The sequence below is a fragment of the Fluviicola sp. genome, assembly GCF_029266855.1.
GTDB lineage: Bacteria > Bacteroidota > Bacteroidia > Flavobacteriales_D > Crocinitomicaceae > Fluviicola.
Genome location: NZ_JAQSWB010000001.1, coordinates 967,825 through 985,942, shown reverse-complemented (window position 1 = coordinate 985,942; position 18,118 = coordinate 967,825). Strand labels below are relative to the sequence as shown.

The 18,118-nt window shown below is 42.2% G+C and carries 13 protein-coding genes; 8 read left to right on the top strand and 5 right to left on the bottom strand.

Annotated elements, in window-relative coordinates; all coding sequences use genetic code 11:
* Positions 1-156 precede the first annotated feature (156 nt).
* Complete coding sequence (locus tag K0S23_RS04525) at positions 157-687, top strand: T9SS type A sorting domain-containing protein (RefSeq protein WP_300354884.1); 531 nt, start codon at positions 157-159, stop codon at positions 685-687.
* 3 nt (positions 688-690) lie between these two features.
* Positions 691-2,886 (top strand): hypothetical protein, encoded by a 2,196-nt coding sequence (locus K0S23_RS04520; RefSeq protein ID WP_300354881.1) that lies wholly within the window; start codon positions 691-693, stop codon positions 2,884-2,886.
* 739 nt (positions 2,887-3,625) lie between these two features.
* Here K0S23_RS04520 and K0S23_RS04515 read toward each other — a convergent pair.
* The 4 genes from K0S23_RS04515 to K0S23_RS04500 all read right to left on the bottom strand — a co-directional run bounded on the left by K0S23_RS04515 (position 3,626) and on the right by K0S23_RS04500 (position 6,011).
* On the bottom strand, positions 3,626-3,892 hold the full coding sequence (locus tag K0S23_RS04515) for a RebB family R body protein (protein WP_300354878.1): 267 nt from the start codon (positions 3,890-3,892) through the stop codon (positions 3,626-3,628).
* 39 nt (positions 3,893-3,931) lie between these two features.
* Positions 3,932-4,267: a hypothetical protein gene (locus tag K0S23_RS04510; RefSeq protein ID WP_300354875.1), complete on the bottom strand. Its 336-nt coding sequence runs from the start codon at positions 4,265-4,267 to the stop codon at positions 3,932-3,934.
* A gap of 797 nt (positions 4,268-5,064) precedes the next feature.
* Entirely contained in the window at positions 5,065-5,496 is a 432-nt protein-coding gene (locus K0S23_RS04505; RefSeq protein ID WP_300354872.1) for a hypothetical protein, read from the bottom strand.
* Positions 5,497-5,561: 65 nt separating this feature from the next.
* Positions 5,562-6,011: a hypothetical protein gene (locus tag K0S23_RS04500; protein WP_300354869.1), complete on the bottom strand. Its 450-nt coding sequence runs from the start codon at positions 6,009-6,011 to the stop codon at positions 5,562-5,564.
* 226 nt (positions 6,012-6,237) lie between these two features.
* Between K0S23_RS04500 and K0S23_RS04495 the strand changes: the two genes are divergently transcribed.
* The 6 genes from K0S23_RS04495 to K0S23_RS04470 all read left to right on the top strand — a co-directional run bounded on the left by K0S23_RS04495 (position 6,238) and on the right by K0S23_RS04470 (position 14,589).
* Positions 6,238-6,909, top strand: coding sequence for a hypothetical protein (locus tag K0S23_RS04495; protein WP_300354867.1), 672 nt, complete (start codon positions 6,238-6,240; stop codon positions 6,907-6,909).
* A gap of 158 nt (positions 6,910-7,067) precedes the next feature.
* Positions 7,068-8,807 carry a DUF6119 family protein gene (locus tag K0S23_RS04490; RefSeq protein ID WP_300354864.1) on the top strand — a complete coding sequence of 580 codons (1,740 nt, stop codon included), beginning with the start codon at positions 7,068-7,070 and terminating at the stop codon, positions 8,805-8,807.
* Between the two features lie 39 nt (positions 8,808-8,846).
* On the top strand, positions 8,847-9,842 hold the full coding sequence (locus tag K0S23_RS04485; RefSeq protein ID WP_300354861.1) for a hypothetical protein: 996 nt from the start codon (positions 8,847-8,849) through the stop codon (positions 9,840-9,842).
* 813 nt (positions 9,843-10,655) lie between these two features.
* Positions 10,656-11,996 carry a WG repeat-containing protein gene (locus K0S23_RS04480; RefSeq protein WP_300354858.1) on the top strand — a complete coding sequence of 447 codons (1,341 nt, stop codon included), beginning with the start codon at positions 10,656-10,658 and terminating at the stop codon, positions 11,994-11,996.
* 498 nt (positions 11,997-12,494) lie between these two features.
* Complete coding sequence (locus K0S23_RS04475) at positions 12,495-13,184, top strand: hypothetical protein (protein WP_300354855.1); 690 nt, start codon at positions 12,495-12,497, stop codon at positions 13,182-13,184.
* 952 nt (positions 13,185-14,136) lie between these two features.
* Complete coding sequence (locus K0S23_RS04470; RefSeq protein WP_300354853.1) at positions 14,137-14,589, top strand: MgtC/SapB family protein; 453 nt, start codon at positions 14,137-14,139, stop codon at positions 14,587-14,589.
* A gap of 498 nt (positions 14,590-15,087) precedes the next feature.
* Here K0S23_RS04470 and K0S23_RS04465 read toward each other — a convergent pair whose 3' ends face one another.
* Positions 15,088-17,091 (bottom strand): T9SS type A sorting domain-containing protein, encoded by a 2,004-nt coding sequence (locus tag K0S23_RS04465; protein ID WP_300354850.1) that lies wholly within the window; start codon positions 17,089-17,091, stop codon positions 15,088-15,090.
* Positions 17,092-18,118: the final 1,027 nt, after the last annotated feature.

The following is an 18,118-nucleotide window of genomic DNA, read 5'->3' as shown; positions in this document are numbered from 1 at the left end:
GTTTACAAACTCAAAATAAAAGCCCCGACATTCATCGTCCGGGCTTTTCCTTTTTACTTCTACTGGAGAATTATCATAAGTCAGGGGGAAACCCTTGTATACGTTTTAGTTTTATTTGGTGAGTTTTGCGGCATTAAACACGTTGAAACACTATTTATGAAAATTCAGAAATTTACAAATTCGGGATTATTGCTGCCCATACCGCGCCGATCTGGAAAAAAGTTTTCATTGTCTGCATTTGCTCTTCTTGCGCTCTCAGGTTCTGCCTGGAGTCAGCAGAACACCGGAGCTGCGGCACTGGAAGCAACAGGTACGGGAGGTTCGGTAAGTGCCACGCTGGGGCAGATTTCCTACAGCTCAATCACTTCGCCGGCAGGAACAGTGAGCCAGGGAGTTCAGCAGGCCTACGAAATCTTCACGCTCGGGGTTGACAAATTTCCGGATATTCAGCTTTCGGTAAACATTTTTCCCAATCCAACAACAAATTTGGTCACTTTAGCCGTCGAAGGCACAAGCGATGGATTGTCCTTCGTCCTGACGGATGTTACAGGAAAACAACTTCAGCAATCACCATTGGATGGCCCTTTTACTTCCATCCGGATGGAAACATATCCACCGGGAACTTATATACTCGAAGTAAGAGGGGCAAAAAACATTCAAAAAACATTCAAAATCATTAAAAACTAATACATGAAAAAAATCATATTACTTGTAGCGGCAGTAATTGTTACAATTACTCTCCGGGCACAGACTCCGCAGAAAATGAGTTACCAGGCTGTCATCCGCAATGCGACGGGGCAATTGATTAACAATACCACGGTAGGAACACGAATCAGTATCAGACAGGGCTCGGCCGGTGGAACAGTTGTGTTTTCAGAAACACACAGTGTTTCTACCAATGCGAACGGGCTTATCAGTCTGGAAATCGGTATGGGAACTCCTGTTACAGCTTTGTTTTCCGATATTGACTGGGCTAACGGGCCTTATTTTATTCAAACTGAAACGGATCCGACCGGTGGAACAAATTATACTATCGAAGGTGTCAGTGAACTGATGAGTGTACCTTATGCTTTATTTTCCGCTAACGGAACACCCGGTCCACAAGGTCCTCAGGGTGCAACCGGTCCACAGGGAATCCAAGGCGATATGGGGCCACAAGGTCCTCAGGGTGCAACCGGCCCGCAGGGAATCCAAGGCGACATGGGACCACAAGGAATTCAGGGTGACACCGGTCCGCAGGGAATTCAAGGTGATACAGGGCCTCAGGGTCTCCAGGGTGCAACCGGTCCGACGGGTCCAATGGGTCCGATGGGTCCGATGGGAATGGGAATGCCGGGAATGCCTGGTGCAACCGGTCCAATGGGACCACAAGGTCCGGCTGGAAATGATGGACTTGACGGCGCAACAGGACCAATGGGACCACAAGGTCCTGCCGGAAATGATGGATTAGACGGTGCAGTTGGTGCAACAGGATTAACTGGTCCACAAGGGCCACAAGGTCCTCAGGGTGCAACCGGTCCGATGGGTCCAATGGGTCCGATGGGAATGGGGATGCCGGGAATGCCTGGTGCAACCGGTCCAATGGGACCACAAGGTCCGGCTGGAAATGATGGACTTGATGGCGCAACAGGACCAATGGGACCACAAGGTCCTGCCGGAAATGATGGATTAGACGGTGCAGTTGGTGCAACAGGATTGACTGGTCCACAAGGTCCACAAGGTCCACAAGGAATTCAGGGACCAGCAGGGACAAATGGAGCAACAGGGTTGACTGGTAGTGGCTATGGCGGAACATCCAGCTCACCAAAGACACTTGGAACGGGTCCGGGGAAATCATACAATACACAAGCCGGTATGGCTTATATTGCCGGAGACCGCATCAGGTTGGTAGATCAGACAACTATCACTAATTATGTCGAAGGGACCATTGTATCCTATGTGGGAACCACGATAGTTGCCAATATTGATGTTGCCATAGGTGCACTCGGATCGGCCGTAAATAGCTGGAATATCAGTCTGGCAGGGATCCCGGGAGCAACAGGAGCAGTTGGACCTCAGGGACCGCAAGGGCCTGCCGGACCAATTGGAGGAACCGGAGCAACCGGAGCAGTTGGACCGCAAGGGCCTGCAGGGTTGCTTTCAAGTGGAACAGCTATTGGAAACACAAGCTACTGGAATGGTACTACATGGGTACTAAACAGCAATTCTATTTACAACAACGGAACAAATGTGGGGATAGGAACAAATGTTCCTGCAGCAAAACTGGATGTAAACGGAAACGCAAAAGTTGCAGGTAGCCTGGATGTTTCTACCACGACAGGGGCTTTGATTCTTCCAAGAATGACTACTGCTCAGCGTAACCTGCTTACAGCTGTTGCGGGAATGATGATTTTTAATACGGATGTGACAAAATTCCAGGGATATGCATACTCACCATCAACAACGATCACCGATCAATCACAAATGGCTGGAGCCTCGGGAACTGGTCTCGCATTCGCCGGGCAAAGCTTTACTGCAGGTGCGACAGGGATTTTTCAAAGTCTCAGTGTCTCTGTTTACGTGGTAACGACACCAGGTAGTTATACACTCAACATCCATAACGGTGTGGGAACAGGGGGAGCAGTACTGTCCACACAAACTGTTACGGTGAATTCATCAGGCATGCTTAACTTCGTATTGGGTACTCCGGTAAATGTAACTGCCGGAAATCAATATACTTTTAATTTCATCGCCATAGGCGGAGCAAATGCAGGAGCAATTACCTCAAGTGGCAATGTATACCCAGGCGGTTATATGCTTAACATGGGTGCAGGAGGCGGTTACGATACGCTATTTCAGACTTTCGTTACCTTGCCTGCAACAGGCGGATGGGTTGATCTTCATTAAGATACTCTAACGATTATTTTTTTTACGTTCACAAATGAAAAAGCCCGGACATTTTATCGTCCGGGCTTTTCCTGTTTTAAGAAACGCTTGTTCAGAAGCTTTTGTAAGCATGTTAACTAAAAGGTTTACAAACCCAAAACAAAAAACCTGTCCAGGAACCTTACTTACTGTCTAAAATTTCCTTTGTAGCAACTCTTGTAGACGCGGTGTCAACTTAAATAATTAGCCGCCACACTCACTCTTTTGTAAACATGTTAACTAAAAGGTTTACAAGCTCAAAACAAAAAGCCCGGAGATCTATCGTCCGGGCTTTTCCTGTTTTAAGACACGCCTGTTCAGAGTTTTTGTAAGCATGTTAACTAAAAGGTTTACAAAATAAAAATCCTGTTCGGGAACCTTACTTACTGTCCAAAATTTCCTTTGTAGCAACTCCTGTAGACGCAGTGTCAACTTAAATAATTAGCCGTCACACTCACTCTTTTGTAAACATGTTAACTAAAAGGTTTACAGACTCAAAACAAAAAGCCCGGAGATCTATCGTCCGGGCTTTTCCTGTTTAAGAAACGCTTGTTCAGAGTTTTTGTAAGCATGTTAACTAAAAGGTTTACAAACTCAAAATAAAAGTCCTGACATTCATCGTCAGGGCTTCTCCAGTTTATGGACCGCTTGTTCAGAAGTTTTTGTAAACATATTAACTAAAAGGTTTACAAACCCAAAACAAAAATCCTGTTCAGGAACCTTACTTACTGTCCAAAATTTCCTTTGTAGCAACTCCTGTAGACGCAGTGTCAACCGAATAGATCATTGCTACTCCCTGGGTAACGGATGCCTGCCCGATGACGTTCATGTTTTGCTGGGATGTTACTGCATTTTCCATCAAAATTCCCAGGCTATGAGCCATCGTTTGATAAAGAGTACCCATAGCCATTGCCGGGGCTTCTGCCAGAACTTTTACGTTAGTTTGAGTTACTGCATCAGTAATTTGAGGATTGACGATATCTGCCATAATGAAAAGTGATTTGAAGAATAATAAAAAAATAAAATGTTACTTGTTGTTGACCGTTTTGATTGCATTTTCCGCTTCAACGGCCAGTTGGCGGATCATGTGAATATAACCCGAAGAAGATTCCTGGATTGCTTTCAGTACAATGTCCACATTCTGAATAACCGTTGCATCATTCGTGCTTTTCGGATTGGTGATTTCAGACACGGCTTTTGCGGTTGATGCCGCGAGGATCTGCTGTAAAGCCTGCTGATTGGCAACCATTTGCTGCATAAGCAGGTTTACGTTAAAAACGAATCCGGCCAGTAACGTTTGCTGTAATACTTCAGTTGTGTTCGCCGGAATAGCATCCGGACTTGGGGAAGTGTTTGTTGTCATAGTGGTATTTAATTGTTTGCCAAAGTAATAAATGTTTATGATTCTTCCTACTTTTTGCCGAGGCCTAAAAAGTAGGACAAATCATAGTTCCGAAGGAAAATCTGCTTGAGGCGTAGCAGCTTGAGGAATCCATTTAATGGCCTTACGTCCGTCGCGTAAGAGAACAAACGGAATGGAGCGCAGCCGAACCCCTGTTTGAGCTCAGACATCGGATTCTTTGCAAAAGAATTCGTTAATGTCGTGGTGAGTTGGGGTGCAGGCAGTGAAATGATGTGTAGTTCTCAAGTGAGGGATGTACAGCCTTGCCCTTTTTGTTTCTTTTTGTGTCAAGACAAAAAGAAAATAAGATCATTCTAAGCCTACTTCAGATCTTATTTTTCTTCTTACTTTTTTCCGAAGCAAAAAAAGTAAGCAAAAATGCTTTTCCTGCTTGCCCGTCAAGCAGCCTTCCCTTTCTGACCGATTAACGGAAAGACGGGATCAGGATCCCAAATACAACCACACAGTAGTTTTACAAACACTGCGTGGATTTGCACTTTCCGGAATCGGTTGCCGAAAGGAAAGGCTTTATTCTTCGATCGTTCGTTCCTCAGTGAAACAGCAATTTCCGCATCTATGCAAGAAATAGGAATCCGCAATCGGGGGATTGTGGTCTGCTGAGGCAATTTCAGATTTCCCCCTTTGGAGGGGGATTAAGGGGGAGGGCGTTCCTAATCTTACTTAGAACCCATCTCCTTCACCACCTTATTCATCTCCCGAATCAAAATTTGATAATGAACTAGTGATATTCTAATCAATTATTTAAGATATTCATTCTCAATGAATAAATCCATATTTTGTTCAAGCATTGGAACTGTAAAGAGAATTTTAGGTTCACTTAAGCCACCATTTATTTTTGTTGAGAGATTAATCAAATCCTCTAACTCCCTCTTTGTGAATTCTGAAAAAGCATTGTAAATCCTTGTTTCATCGTTAAACTTCTCAAAGGAAATATCGGCTTTTCTCGCGGAGATTTGTTTCTCGCTCCAATTCTTTTTCATCCCTAAGTAGTCGATCTTAGCAGATGCATGAATGATAAAGTATTCTTTAAGCTTCATTGTTTTTACCAACTTATCAATCAAGATTGTATTTTCTTTAGTCGGCATTGCAAGTGTAGGTGGTGCTGGTAGATCTTGAGCATAAGTTCCAGCTGCTAAGAAGATGAAACTAAGTAAAGCGAGCTTTTTCATAAAATGAATTTAGGTAAAATAGATTTGTTTGGGTAAAGGTAGGAGAATTTTGGTTTTGGAAATAATTAGAGTGTCTCAATAACTACGATTCGTTTTTTATCTCCAACAATCGTTGTGTGCCTTTTGTTTGCATGCAGTACAGCTGTCCATTGCCCTTTGACAGCCGAACCTCTTGCCCGGACATCCGGATAACCGATGGCTTTAAGCAAATCTGTCTGTTTGGCTTTGAGGTAATACGTCGCGGAAACAATCACGGTATCTTTAAATTCAACAGCGATAGAAAAATGCTGATCCTGTTGATACACGTTCTCGAAAAATACTGTTCCGGTAGGAACGTTTGCGGGTAATTTTGTTGTGCAATTTTGCTGGAATAGAATCTTGGTTCCAACAGGTAATTCTTGAAGCTCCTCCAGTTTCCACTTAGAAACGTAGTAATATTCAGGTTGTGTTACGGTAACTTGACCGTGCGAAAGGAACGAGATACAAAAGAAGAAAAGAAGAGCGAGGTGTTTCATGGTTTTACTCAGAATTGGCAATCAGTATCTTTTGATGGTTGGTTAACCGAACGTTTAGGAAATAAATTTAGCAAATAGTTTTGGATGAGGTAAAGGTAGGGGAATTTGGAGAGGAGATTGGGAGAAAATAAGATGTTTCCAAAATTATAAGTAGTATTGAAGATCGAAAGAAACCTAATAGTTAATAGAAGTATCGCATCAACCAAAACCTTCATATAGTTTACTTATGGAAATCAATAAAGAACAATTACTCCAACTAAAATCCGGGGAAAACGAGTATAAGCAATTTTACATCGATAAGAATTACGACCATAGTGAATCAATTTTTGAACATATTCAGCAAACTGTTGATTTACTGATCAAAGAAATAGATAACAATACACCTGTTGAGGAACTTCATGCATTCCTGAGAAAGCGGTTTCTAAAAATGGGCTGGCACAAATTTCTTGAGGATATGGAATATGTGAGACCGAATGATCCGGAAAATAAACTCCACGATGCCGTGAACAAGTCTTATTACGACCGGATGGCCCAGGCAGTAGGATTGGACAATTTTCTGGAATATGCGATTAAACCGTCTAAAAGGGCTGCATCTTCTGCAAAATCAAACCATGATCTCTCAAAACTGGATGAATTGGAAGAATTCCACGGAAAGGAAATGGTGCAGCAAATTAAGAAAGCATTCGAAGAATGCCTCCGGGAAATTGATTCCATGAAAGATTCTGCGCTCGAAAAGGAACTCGTTATTCAACACTTCAAAAAACTTCTGGACTTTATCACTGATGACCTGGATGTCTATGATACCGATGACCGGGAAGCAATAGCTGAAGTGGTGGAAGATTGTTTAATCAAGTATGGATTTTCAGATTCGGATGGAATGCTGGGGAAGTATGTGTAGGGAAAAGAATGTGGTTTTCCGCAAGTGGAAATGTGGGAAATACTGATTCTTTAAAGAATAGATTTTTGTTTGGATTAAATTAATAGTTTAGAGCACTGAAACTTAGCAATGCCAATCAATTTGGCTGTTAACTTATCATGTAATAACTACTTCAACTTATGAAACAGAACCCAACCATATATAAGATAAGTAAACAACATACTTTAGAAAATGTACATGAAGGCGTTTTAAAGCATTTGCGCCAGAATAACAAAACCTTTAAGGAAAAAGATTTTCAATTAGTAGATTTTGAGGTGAAATTAATTGTGATTGAATCAGATGACAAAGATTCAGAATGGTCTGAATTTTTTCCGTCAGAATATATTGAGGACATTTCATTACAATATAAAATGCCTTCATTGGTTTTATTAATCAGCACTGAAGTCGGAATTTATTCCGTCGTAGGAGGAGCATTTTATCAATATGTATTGCCGTTTTTAGACAATTCCTACGGTTTAAATACTTATTCAAGAATAATGAATCCTATTCAAGATCGAATTATAACAATTAATACAAGAGGCGTTACGGGACTTAGAGCGGGAATGAAAGAGCAATTTAAAGATAATTACCGAATTATGGATTATATTAAATTCGGTAAAATACCTACAGAATTGAAAATAAGATTGTCGAATGAGACCGCTGATTTGTATTTTGATCAATTTCTTACATCAAGATCACCACAAATAATCCTAAGTATCTCTTCTGGGTTTAACATAAACAAAAAACTTTCATTTATTGAACTTGGAAATCTTATCAAAATATTAGTGCATATAGAATCGCTTACTCCAAACGATTTTTTCAGCTCATATAAAGAAATAGATGACAAGAGCTTTATTTCAAAGTCTCTAGCTCCGGCATTATTAAATAAACTCTTTAATGAAAGAATTGATATTATTGACGGGAAAACATCAAATTTTGATGTGTGTTATCCGAATAAGGTGGAAGACTTTTATAGTGCTGATGAGTATGAAATAAAAATACAAGAAGTTAAGTATAAATTTGAAAAAATAGGAAGGACATCTGATAAGAGTGAAATTCTTCGAATATTATTTAAATACTTAGCAGAAAATGGTTATGATAGAAATTTAAAGTCCTTCAATAAAAAAATCTACAACACTCACATACTAACTTATAAAAATCAAAAAAGCACTCATATTTTAAAAACGACTTTAATTCATCATTTGAATACTGAAATATATATTCCTGATGTTGGGACATTTATTTACTTAGATTCAAAATGGTATAGATTGAGAGAGATATTTATTGAAGAAATGAATGATAGATGCGCAGAAATAATATCCAATAACAATTTAAATAATACTATTCTTAATGAAAAATGGCAACTTAAAGTAAATGGTAAAAGGGAAGACGAAGATGTTTATAATGCTAAATATTTAAAAGATAATTATCTTGTTCTTGATGGAGTAATTATTGATTCAATTGAACTTGCCGATGTCATTCATATTCAAAATAATTGGCTGTATTTGTGTCATGTAAAGTATGGTTTTAGTACAGAGATTCGGGAGTTATATAGTCAGATTGTTTTGTCTGCTAGAAGACTTAAAAATGATCTTAAAGATGAAAACAATATATATATTAAAGCAATTTATAAGCAGTTAGAAGAGAAAGGTAGAAATGGTGGGTTAACTGAGAAAGAATTCGTTCAATTGTTTAAAACAAAGAACATCAAGTATGTTATGTCAATTACAAGTCATTTGAAAAATAAAAGTGTTACTAATCAAATAAAGAAGTATCCATCAAATATTGCTAAATTATCTTTGATTCAATGTTTTACTGAAATGGCGACAGAATATTACAGTATAGAAATGGAAATAATTGATAATAGTGAATGTTTCTAGCGTAACTGACAAACACAAAAACTCAAATTATATATGAAGATGGATGAATCAGATGAATTGGAATACTACAAACAGCGTAAATATTACGAAACAGAAAAAGATAGGATGGCGCTTAGAAAAAAAGCAATTTTAGTATCGGTAATCTCTGCCATTTTTGGACTCATAATTATTTTAATAAGGGAAGTTTTTTATAATCATTTCGGTAGCTTGATTGGTTCAATATTTGTTGTTCTTGCAAGCATTTGTCTTGTAGCTGGAGCAGGTTTATTACTCCTTATGTATTTACAATCTGGAAATCGTGTTCAAGAAATAAATAGTGAGCGAGATTTGAGACTTGAAATTGTAGTTGAAGAACTAAGACTAGAACTTATTAAGCTTAAGAAAAAAACAGGGATCATTGATAATAAGGATGATTTAAGTGAATCTATAAACAGGATAATTGAATCAACCATTACGGACCATTTCCTGCAAACAAAAATTGAGAAAGCCTATAGCGAAAAAATTATTAATCTGTCGAAACTGAATAAAATTTATGATGATGCTAAAAGTATGGGACTCCGAATTGACAGGGAAATTAATATTCTTAGAAAAAGCGCAAATTTGAATCTTGTAATAGGAACTCTTACTACAGTATTAGCAGTGTTTGCCCTTAGTTATGAAATATTTATGAAGAATATTGATTTTAAAGATTCAGTGAATTTATTATCACATTATCTGCCACGAATATCTTTAGCTGTCTTTATCGAAATTTTCGCCTTCTTTTTCTTGAAATTGTACAAGTCAAATTTAGCAGATATCAAGTATTTTAATAATGAAAAGACAAATATAGATTTCAAGATTATATCTTTAAATACGGCTTTGCAACAAAATAACGAAACCTTATTGAAACTAATAATCGACGAATTAGTTAAGACTGAACGCAACTTTAAATTGAGAAAAGGAGAATCTACTGTTGAATTGGAGAAGTTCAGAAATGAAAGTGAAAATAACAAAACTCTATCCGAGCTTTTAAAAAAGCTCTCGGAAAAAATCTAAAATAATTACTATCAGTCTTAGTGGTAAGTTAGTGAACATGTTAGTAGCGAGCTGATAAGGGTACTGTTTTCTTTTTTTATTTCGAGATAAATATATTCGAATTGAAAAAAAATATATCTTTATATCAATATGAAATGATCCATTTCGGTTCAATTCATTCCTGAATATTCTAACTGAAATTTAAACCGAGCACATTTTGAGTACTGCCCCCAACATTACTCATGGTTTGTATGTTAATTTTAGTAGTGTAGAATCATTACAATTAATAGAAATCGGTGGGGAGGTTTAGGTATTAAGCGTTATGAATTTTCACTATTTAGTCAATCTAATGAATGACAATTATTGGGTATTTGCTACTCTCTCGATAATTATTATCATTAAAACAATTTCAAGGTGTTACGGATATTATTGTGATTACCAAAAAACGGTTCACACTAACAACACTCAAATTAAAATGGAGCAATTGAGGCTAAAAAATAAAAAATGCTCAGGTACAGATGCCAAAAACAATCTTAGAATAGATAAAAAATCAAGTTGATAAAACTTGGACTGATCTTCAACAGTTACCACAAGTAATTCTTCTTAATGTCTTTAAAGAATTTGTTCATGCCTGAGTACGGTCTTCTCATTTATTCAATGTTAGCTTCAATCCATTCAATCTCAAATGCAATCCAACGTATCTCCCTCAGTTATCACCAGCAACTCGTCCCGACTCTTCTGCATCTTGCTCGTGCTAACCAAATCTCCCCAAAAAAAACTCCTTTGAACCAATTCCCCCCAGCATTGTACCGCCCTTTCACAAACCAGTAAACAATGCTCCTTCAACAAGTACTTACCGCCGGGTGTATCCTCTTTTACAGTTGCATCGCTGCACAGTCCCTGTTTGACCGGATCGATCCGGTTCCCGCTGAAAATCCGGTTCTCGCTAAAGATCCGGATACCTTGTATTACCCGTTTAATAAAGCCGGCCTGCAGCTGGTTATTATCAATACCTACGATCTTTGGAGGAAAACGGGCGAACTTTACGATCAGATGTACCCGCGGAGCGGATCCTGGTTTATGGACCACGGCTCCATGCCCAGGAATATTTACTTGTGGCGCACCAGGAGCGGAGAGATCGTCAAACGCTACCACAGTCCGCCAACTGATTCGTTGCACCTGCGGAATACCGGCTATACCAATCGGAGCAATTTTGAGTCAATCGGGGTAGATGTACGGGATTACCATGACTTTTTCGGCCGCTTTAAAATCTATGGAGAAAACAACTATGAGGGCCTGGTCAACCTGGAAGGTGAAATCGTGCTGCCGGCCGTATACGAGTATATCTGGGGTCCGCACGTATATGCAGCCTTAATCTTCGGCGAACTCCCCGCTAAGCTCCACGTTAGAAAAGACGGTAAGGTGGGCATGCTGAATGCAGATCTTACGGAGTTGGTTCCGCCGGTTTACGACAAAATCAATGAATACGAGTTGACCGGAACCCATTTCAAAGTGATCAAAGACGGAAAATACGGAGCCATCGATCAAACCGGGAAGGTACTCGTGGAACCAAGGTTTGATGAACTGAGTCTCATTCACGACAGCATAGTTATCGGCCTGGTCTACCACGACTCTGCAACCTTGCAAAAAATCCGCCGGAATAATCATTGGGACGAGGGATACCAAATAAAAGACTGCCGGGTGTTCGATCCGGATTTCCGGGTGATCGCGGACCTCAAAGACTACGAATACATCTGTTACTGGGCAACCAATCAGTTTATTGTCAAAAAGCACGGGCAATTTGGGGTGCTGAGCCCCACGGGCTCGGTGGTCATTCCGTTGGAATATGATCGCATGGTCTTCACAGAAGGGTATTTCCTGGCAGAAAAAAAAGGCCGCTGCGGGTTGATCAATACCGCAGGGAAAGTGGTTTTGCCCATAGACTTTACCCAAGTGGAAATTTACGGGAAAGCGGTGTATGTGGTCAAAGACGGGCTCACCGGGGTGTACAACGATCAGTTCCGGCTCATTGCAGAACCACAGTTCACCGAAAGGAGGTGGGAGATGGGCCGTTATATCCTGACCCGGCCGGATGGCTCCGAAGGATTTGTCGACCATAGCTGGAAAGAAGACGCTTATTACCAATCCCCGGAAGGAACCATTCAGAAACTGTAAAAGCGCTGCCGCAGGCTTAGGTCGATTTTATCCTTACGTGCTTCAGTAAACAAGACTCTGGCGTGTGCTAAGCAATCTTCCAGTTTTACAAACTTATCTTCTGATTATTCAACCCAATCTCTGCTCGTTACAAGGCAATCTTTCGAAGCTACAAATCAATCTCCTGAGCTTACAAGGCCATCTCCCGGACCTGCAAACCAATCTCTAACCATTACATAGCGATCTCCACTGGTTACAAACCAATCTCCCGGAGTTACAAGACGATCTCCCGGCTTTACAAAGCCATCTCGCGGACTTACAAGATCATCTCCCGGGGTTACAACGCGATCTCCCGGTTTTACAAGTCCTTTTCCCGTTCATTCAAAATGCCAGTTTGAAAAGCAGGATCCGTAGTTTGCTCAAACAATCCCGCGAATTAACTTCTGTTAACGAATGATCCATAATAAGTTGGGGCACTTTTTCATTATGCACTTTATGAACCCCACAAATCGGGAAAACATGAAAAGAACCACTTCAAACAAACTGAGCATGTACGGGAGCGTACTTTCAGTTTTGAACGACCAGCAAACAAGCTGGCAATCCATTCCGGCATTCGCAAGTGCTAAAACAGCCTTTGAAACCAAATTGAATCAGCTTCGCTTGCGGGTTACCGAACAGCTTGGTGCAACCACCGGTGTAACCCTCGAAAAAAGACTCCGCATTACGGATCTCCGCGAACGGATGCTCGTTGTACAGCACGCGCTCTTCCTGCTGGGCCGCGCCTCGGGTGATGTATTGCTGAAAGAACGCAACCACCAAACCAAAACAGATTTGGACCGCCTGGCACTCAACGAACTGGCTGCCCGCTGCGCAGAACTGAAACAGGACATCGATACCTACGGAACACAATTGGCGCAATACGGTATCACCACACAAACCATCGATGAACTGATCCCGCTACTGGAGACAGTGAGCGAAGTCAACAACAGCACCCGCAAAGCAATTATCAAACGGAAGGGAATCACGCAATCCATCAGGGAACTGGAGCACGAACTCGATGAACTGCTCCGCGAAGAGCTCGACCGGCTGATCCTGGTGTTTAAACAAACCGCCCCGAAGTTCTACCACGCCTACGAAAGTGCCCGCATCACGATCGATTACGGCAGCAAGGGAAGCAGGGGAGATGAACCTTTGAATCCGGCAGTTTAAGTTGAATAAATGAATTAAAAAGAAGTCCCCTGGCACGTATCGTCGGGGGATTTTTGTTTTTATTTAAAAAGTTGAAGCGTAAAGGATCTGATCCGCAACCAGGGGATTATGCTCCGCAGTAGCAATTTGAGAAAAAAGTATTGATTTTCATTCCGCGAAAGTTGAAAGAGTGCATAAACAGGCAGAAGGAGAAGCGAAAAAGGCCCTTACGCTGAAAGTGCCTGAAAACAACTGAGTGGAGCGAAAAAAAGCATTCCCTGTTTGAGCCGACGAAGGAGGCGAGTTTCGAATGCTTTCGCGAAACGACAGGTAGTTTTCCAGCTTTCGAGTACAGGCCTAGCCCTTACCTCACAACTTTCGCACTAATCCCGGACGTCCGGGATCGTTGTTCGGTCTTTCCGCCGCGGCGGACTATCGCTTTTTCTTGCTTACTTTTTGGGGCAATGCCAAAAAGTAAGGCTTTATTCTTCGATCGTTCGTTCCTCAGTAAAACAGCAATTTCCGTATCTAAGCAAGAAATGAGAATCCGCAATCGGGAGTAGAACCCTCCGCAGAGGCAATCAATGAAAACTGTTTTGATTTTTGTCCCGCTAAAGTTGAAAGAGTGAGTATCATACTCCTTCATGAGGAGATCGAGAGGGGTGGCGGTCACATAGCATAGAGGCCACCTCCCTTAATCCCTCCTCAAGGAGGGAGATTTGATCCGCTTCCTCTCTTGAGAAGAATCCGCCGTGGCTGGTGAAGACTGAACATGGTCTGAAAGACACAATGCGAAGGTAAAAGGTCGCAAAGTTTTAGCTGCATTCTTTGCGCTCTCTGCGTCTTTGCGGTTTATATAATCTGCGTCATCCGCGCTCCCGATAGCTATCGGAACTGGGAAACAAGAAAAAACCTTCAGGAGGAAGCAGTTTCCGGCTAATAAGACTTAATTTAGGTGAAACTTGTTTCGTTTATGGATGTCAAATTCGAATTAATAATTGGTGCAAAGCTGATCCTGGCCCTTCTGTTGGGAGGCTTGGTTGGTTTTGAAAGAGAGCAGAACAATAAGTTTGCCGGTGTACGAACCTTTGGTGCCATTGCAGTGGCGGCCTGTATTTTCGTGGCAATTGCAGAACACCTCACCGATGATACTTCGGCCATTGCGCGGATCATTGCAGCGATCGCCACAGGAATTGGGTTCATAGGTGCCGGGCTTATCTTTCGGTCCGGGAATGAAACACACGGATTAACCACTTCAGCGGCACTTTGGGCAACAGCCGGAATCGGCTCGGCAGTAGCGGTCAATATGTTTATCACAGCAATTGTCGGCTCCGGAATTGTTTTTTTCCTCCTGCGGATGAACCGCTTCAAATGGTATAAAAAAATGATAGAAGAAGGGGAGCTTCCCGACAAAAAGGAAGAGTAACCCGGAGGATCTTCAGGCTTCCTCCCTTGAGGGAGGACCGAGGAGGGTGGCACTATCAAGGGGAGGTACTGAGAACAGCAGTTGTTTTTATCAATTTTTCAAAGCATAATAGCTCCGAAGGAAAATCTGTCTGCGGCGTAAGCTGTTTGGGGAATCCGTTTAATGGCCTTACGTCCGTCGCATAAGAGAACAAACGGAATGGAGCGCGGTCGAACCCCTGTTTGAGTTCAGCCATCGGGTTCTTTCGTAGAAAGAATTCGTTAATGGCGTTTGCGAGTTGGGGTGTAGACAGCGAAATGCAGCGTAGTTCTCAAGCGATGGATGTACAGCCTTGACCTTTTTGTTTCTTTTTGTGTCAAGACAAAAAGAAAAGAAACATGCGAAACGCAGTGAAGCACAAAATGTGGTGGTGCTATCGTTCGGCTAAGTTTGTGATAAACAAAAGAGACTGTCTAAAAAAATAGACAGCCTCTCTTTTGAATTACATCTTTGTATAAATTATTCCTTTACGATCAGTTTCGCTTCACCTTCGTCTATTCTCAGCAGGTAAGTTCCCTTTACCAAATGCTGTACCGGCAAAACAGTAAGTGTTTCGAATGTTCCTTCATGCAGTAGCGTCCCGCTGACACTATACAATCGGTAAGCATGCGGAAGTTCGTCGGAGGGTTTAATCGTCAGGGAACCGGAAACAGGATTCGGGTAAGCGCTGAAAATACCATTTTGAAAATCCTTCAAGCCTGCAAAACTGATAATTACCGAATTGGAGCCGGTTGAACACGACCAGTTATTTTCCGCCACAACAGTATAAGTTCCCTCCGCTATATTCTGAAGGATATTGTCCGGGCCTTCTGCTACCGGCTGGCCGTTCAGTGACCAGTGATAAGAGGCAAACCCGGGTGTGGCCACGAGGCTATGCTCATCCTGGACGATACTTACTTCCGCTACAGGATCAATGAATACAGAGTCGTTCCCGGAGCGGATTTCCAGGTTGTCGAGGCTCACGTTGGCATTGGAAGAGTCCGATTTTTGAGTACTTGCCATAAAATAAGCTCCGTTTGCCCAATCCGATGCAGTCCAATAACCCGTATTTCCGTTCATCTCCGACCAGCGGATCCGCACAGCGCGGTGATCATCCAGTAAGCGGATCTGCGCATTCATTGCAGCGGAAGATGCAAAATGTTTATCAAATTCAACACGCCATTCAGCATCCCACAAATGCCATTTTACGCGAAGCGGGGTACTTCCGTCCCAATCGGAAAATTGCCCGGAGAAAAGCGTGTCAGTTATTCCTGCCTTCGAAGCAATGATTGCCGCATGGGTAGTGGAAGCTGTTCTGAAAAGTGCCACCACCAATCCTTTTCCTTCGCCGGTTTGATTGAATCCGTTATTGATACAATAAGCCGAATCGCTGCTGTATTCCCAGCATCCCAAACGGATCGGATCATTACCTGCCGATCCTGTCCAGCCGGTGTTTGCAGAGAGGATCGTTCCGTAGGGGTTATTCCATTTAAACCCGGAAGTAGTTTTGAGGTAGGCAGAAGAATCACTGGTTGCAGGATCTGCATCCAGCACGCACAGACCACCGGAGACTGTTGCTCCGGCTTTGAAATAATCCGTTCCTGTTTCGGGTTGTACATTCGTAAAATCGTCTTTCTGTATCATCACCTCCGGGTGTTCCACGAAGTTGATGGCGTCCCGGAAGTGTTGGGTAGTAGTGGCGCAATGATTTCCGGCGGTTTCCAGGAATTTTCCCTCAAAACCGTTCTGTTCGAAACCATTGTAGTAGATGTTCATGATATCTCCTTCGCGGTAATCGTTAAACGAAGTCATGATCCCATAACGCTGGTTGAATCCTTTGATGTAGTCTATCTCACTTTGGTAAAAATCAAAAATGACTTCATAATGTCCGTCGGGATCCTGTGTTTCATAATCTTGTGCTACTTCCGTCGGGTAAGCTGATCCGCAGATCGGAACCGTTCCCTTGATCCATTCGGGATAAATATAGGCCAGCGTTTGCGCCATTCGTGCACCACCCGACTGACCGGAGGTATAGATGCGGCTGGTGTCGATATTGAAGAGTTCTTTCATCCGGTAAACCGCCGCCCACGCATTACCCAAACGGATATCAAGCTGCTGGGAGTTCCCGAGATTATCACCCGCAACCCAGATCAGTTTGTGTGATTCCAGTACGGGTATCCATTCCGGTTTTATTCCGCCGTCATTGGTGGAAGAGATATAGGTGATCAAGCCGTAGGGTTCGGAACCGTCGTAGCTTGCAGGTACATAAACATCGAATGTAGCAGTTGGAAGGATGGAGGAAGGATCCGGGAAGAAACCATTGTTTCCCAAGCCGGTGTTGGATTCGAAAATGACCGAGTTATCCTGCAGATCACCCAATACCTGGTTGAAAATCGATCCTGTTCCGTAAGGACTGGCCTGCCCGAACAGTCCCCCGGCCTGCGTCAGCAAAATGAAGCCGAGTAATGAAGTTCTCTTTAACATAGTTTTGAAGTTTTAGTATGGAAACAAAGTAGCGATTAAACTTATCGGGGAATTTCTTCAGGGCTGTTTGTCCGGGTTTTGTCGTGAAAAGAAAAAAGTATTGATTTTCGTTCCGCTAAAGAGGATTTAAAATTCCCCCTTTGGAGGCGGGAGAGTTCGCGATAGCGAATGAAGACTGAGACTAGCCTGAAAGGCGTTAGTCGATGGTAAAGGGGGAGGAAGGATACTTCAATCCACTTCTTCCTATGAAGTCCGTCCCATGAGGAACGATACGGGAGAGATCGAGAGGGGTGACGAAGAGCCGTTTGAAAAACGAAAGCTCTGAGGTAGGAGTGAAATGCAGCGTAGTTCTCAAGCGATGGATGTACAGTCTTGACCTTTTTGTTTCTTTTTGTGTCAAGACAAAAAGAAAAGAAGATCATTCTAAGCCTACTTCAGATCTTATTTTTCTTCTTACTTTTTTCCGAAGCAAAAAAAGTAAGCAAAAATGCTTTTCCCGCTTGCCCGTCAAGCAGTCTTCCCTTTCTGACCGATTAACGGAAAGACGGGATCAGGATCCCAAATGACAAGCACTTTCCAGAATCGGTTGCAGAAAGGAAAGGCTTCATTCTTCGATCGTTCGTTCCTCAGTGAAACAGCAATTTCCGCGTCTATGCAAGAAATAGGAATCCGCAATCGGGGGATTGTGGTCTGCTGTAAAAATCAATGAAAACTGTTTTGATTTTCGTTGAAAGAGTGAATAAACAGGTAGTTTTCCAGCTTTCGAGTAAAGGCCTAGACCTTACCTCACCTCACAACTTTCGCACTAACGCTTGTCGTTGTTCGTCTTCAAAAGCTATCGCTTTTTCTTGCTTACTTTTTGGGGCGATGCCAAAAAGTAAGGCTTTTATCTTTGTTGGGTCATTCCGTACTATGAATCCCCCGAAGGGAAAAGAATAGAGCTTTGAAAATTGTTGTAAGAAGAGGATTTCAAGTCTCCCTCTTTATGCTTACGCCGGAGCTTTAGCATAGGCGCAGAGGAGGGATT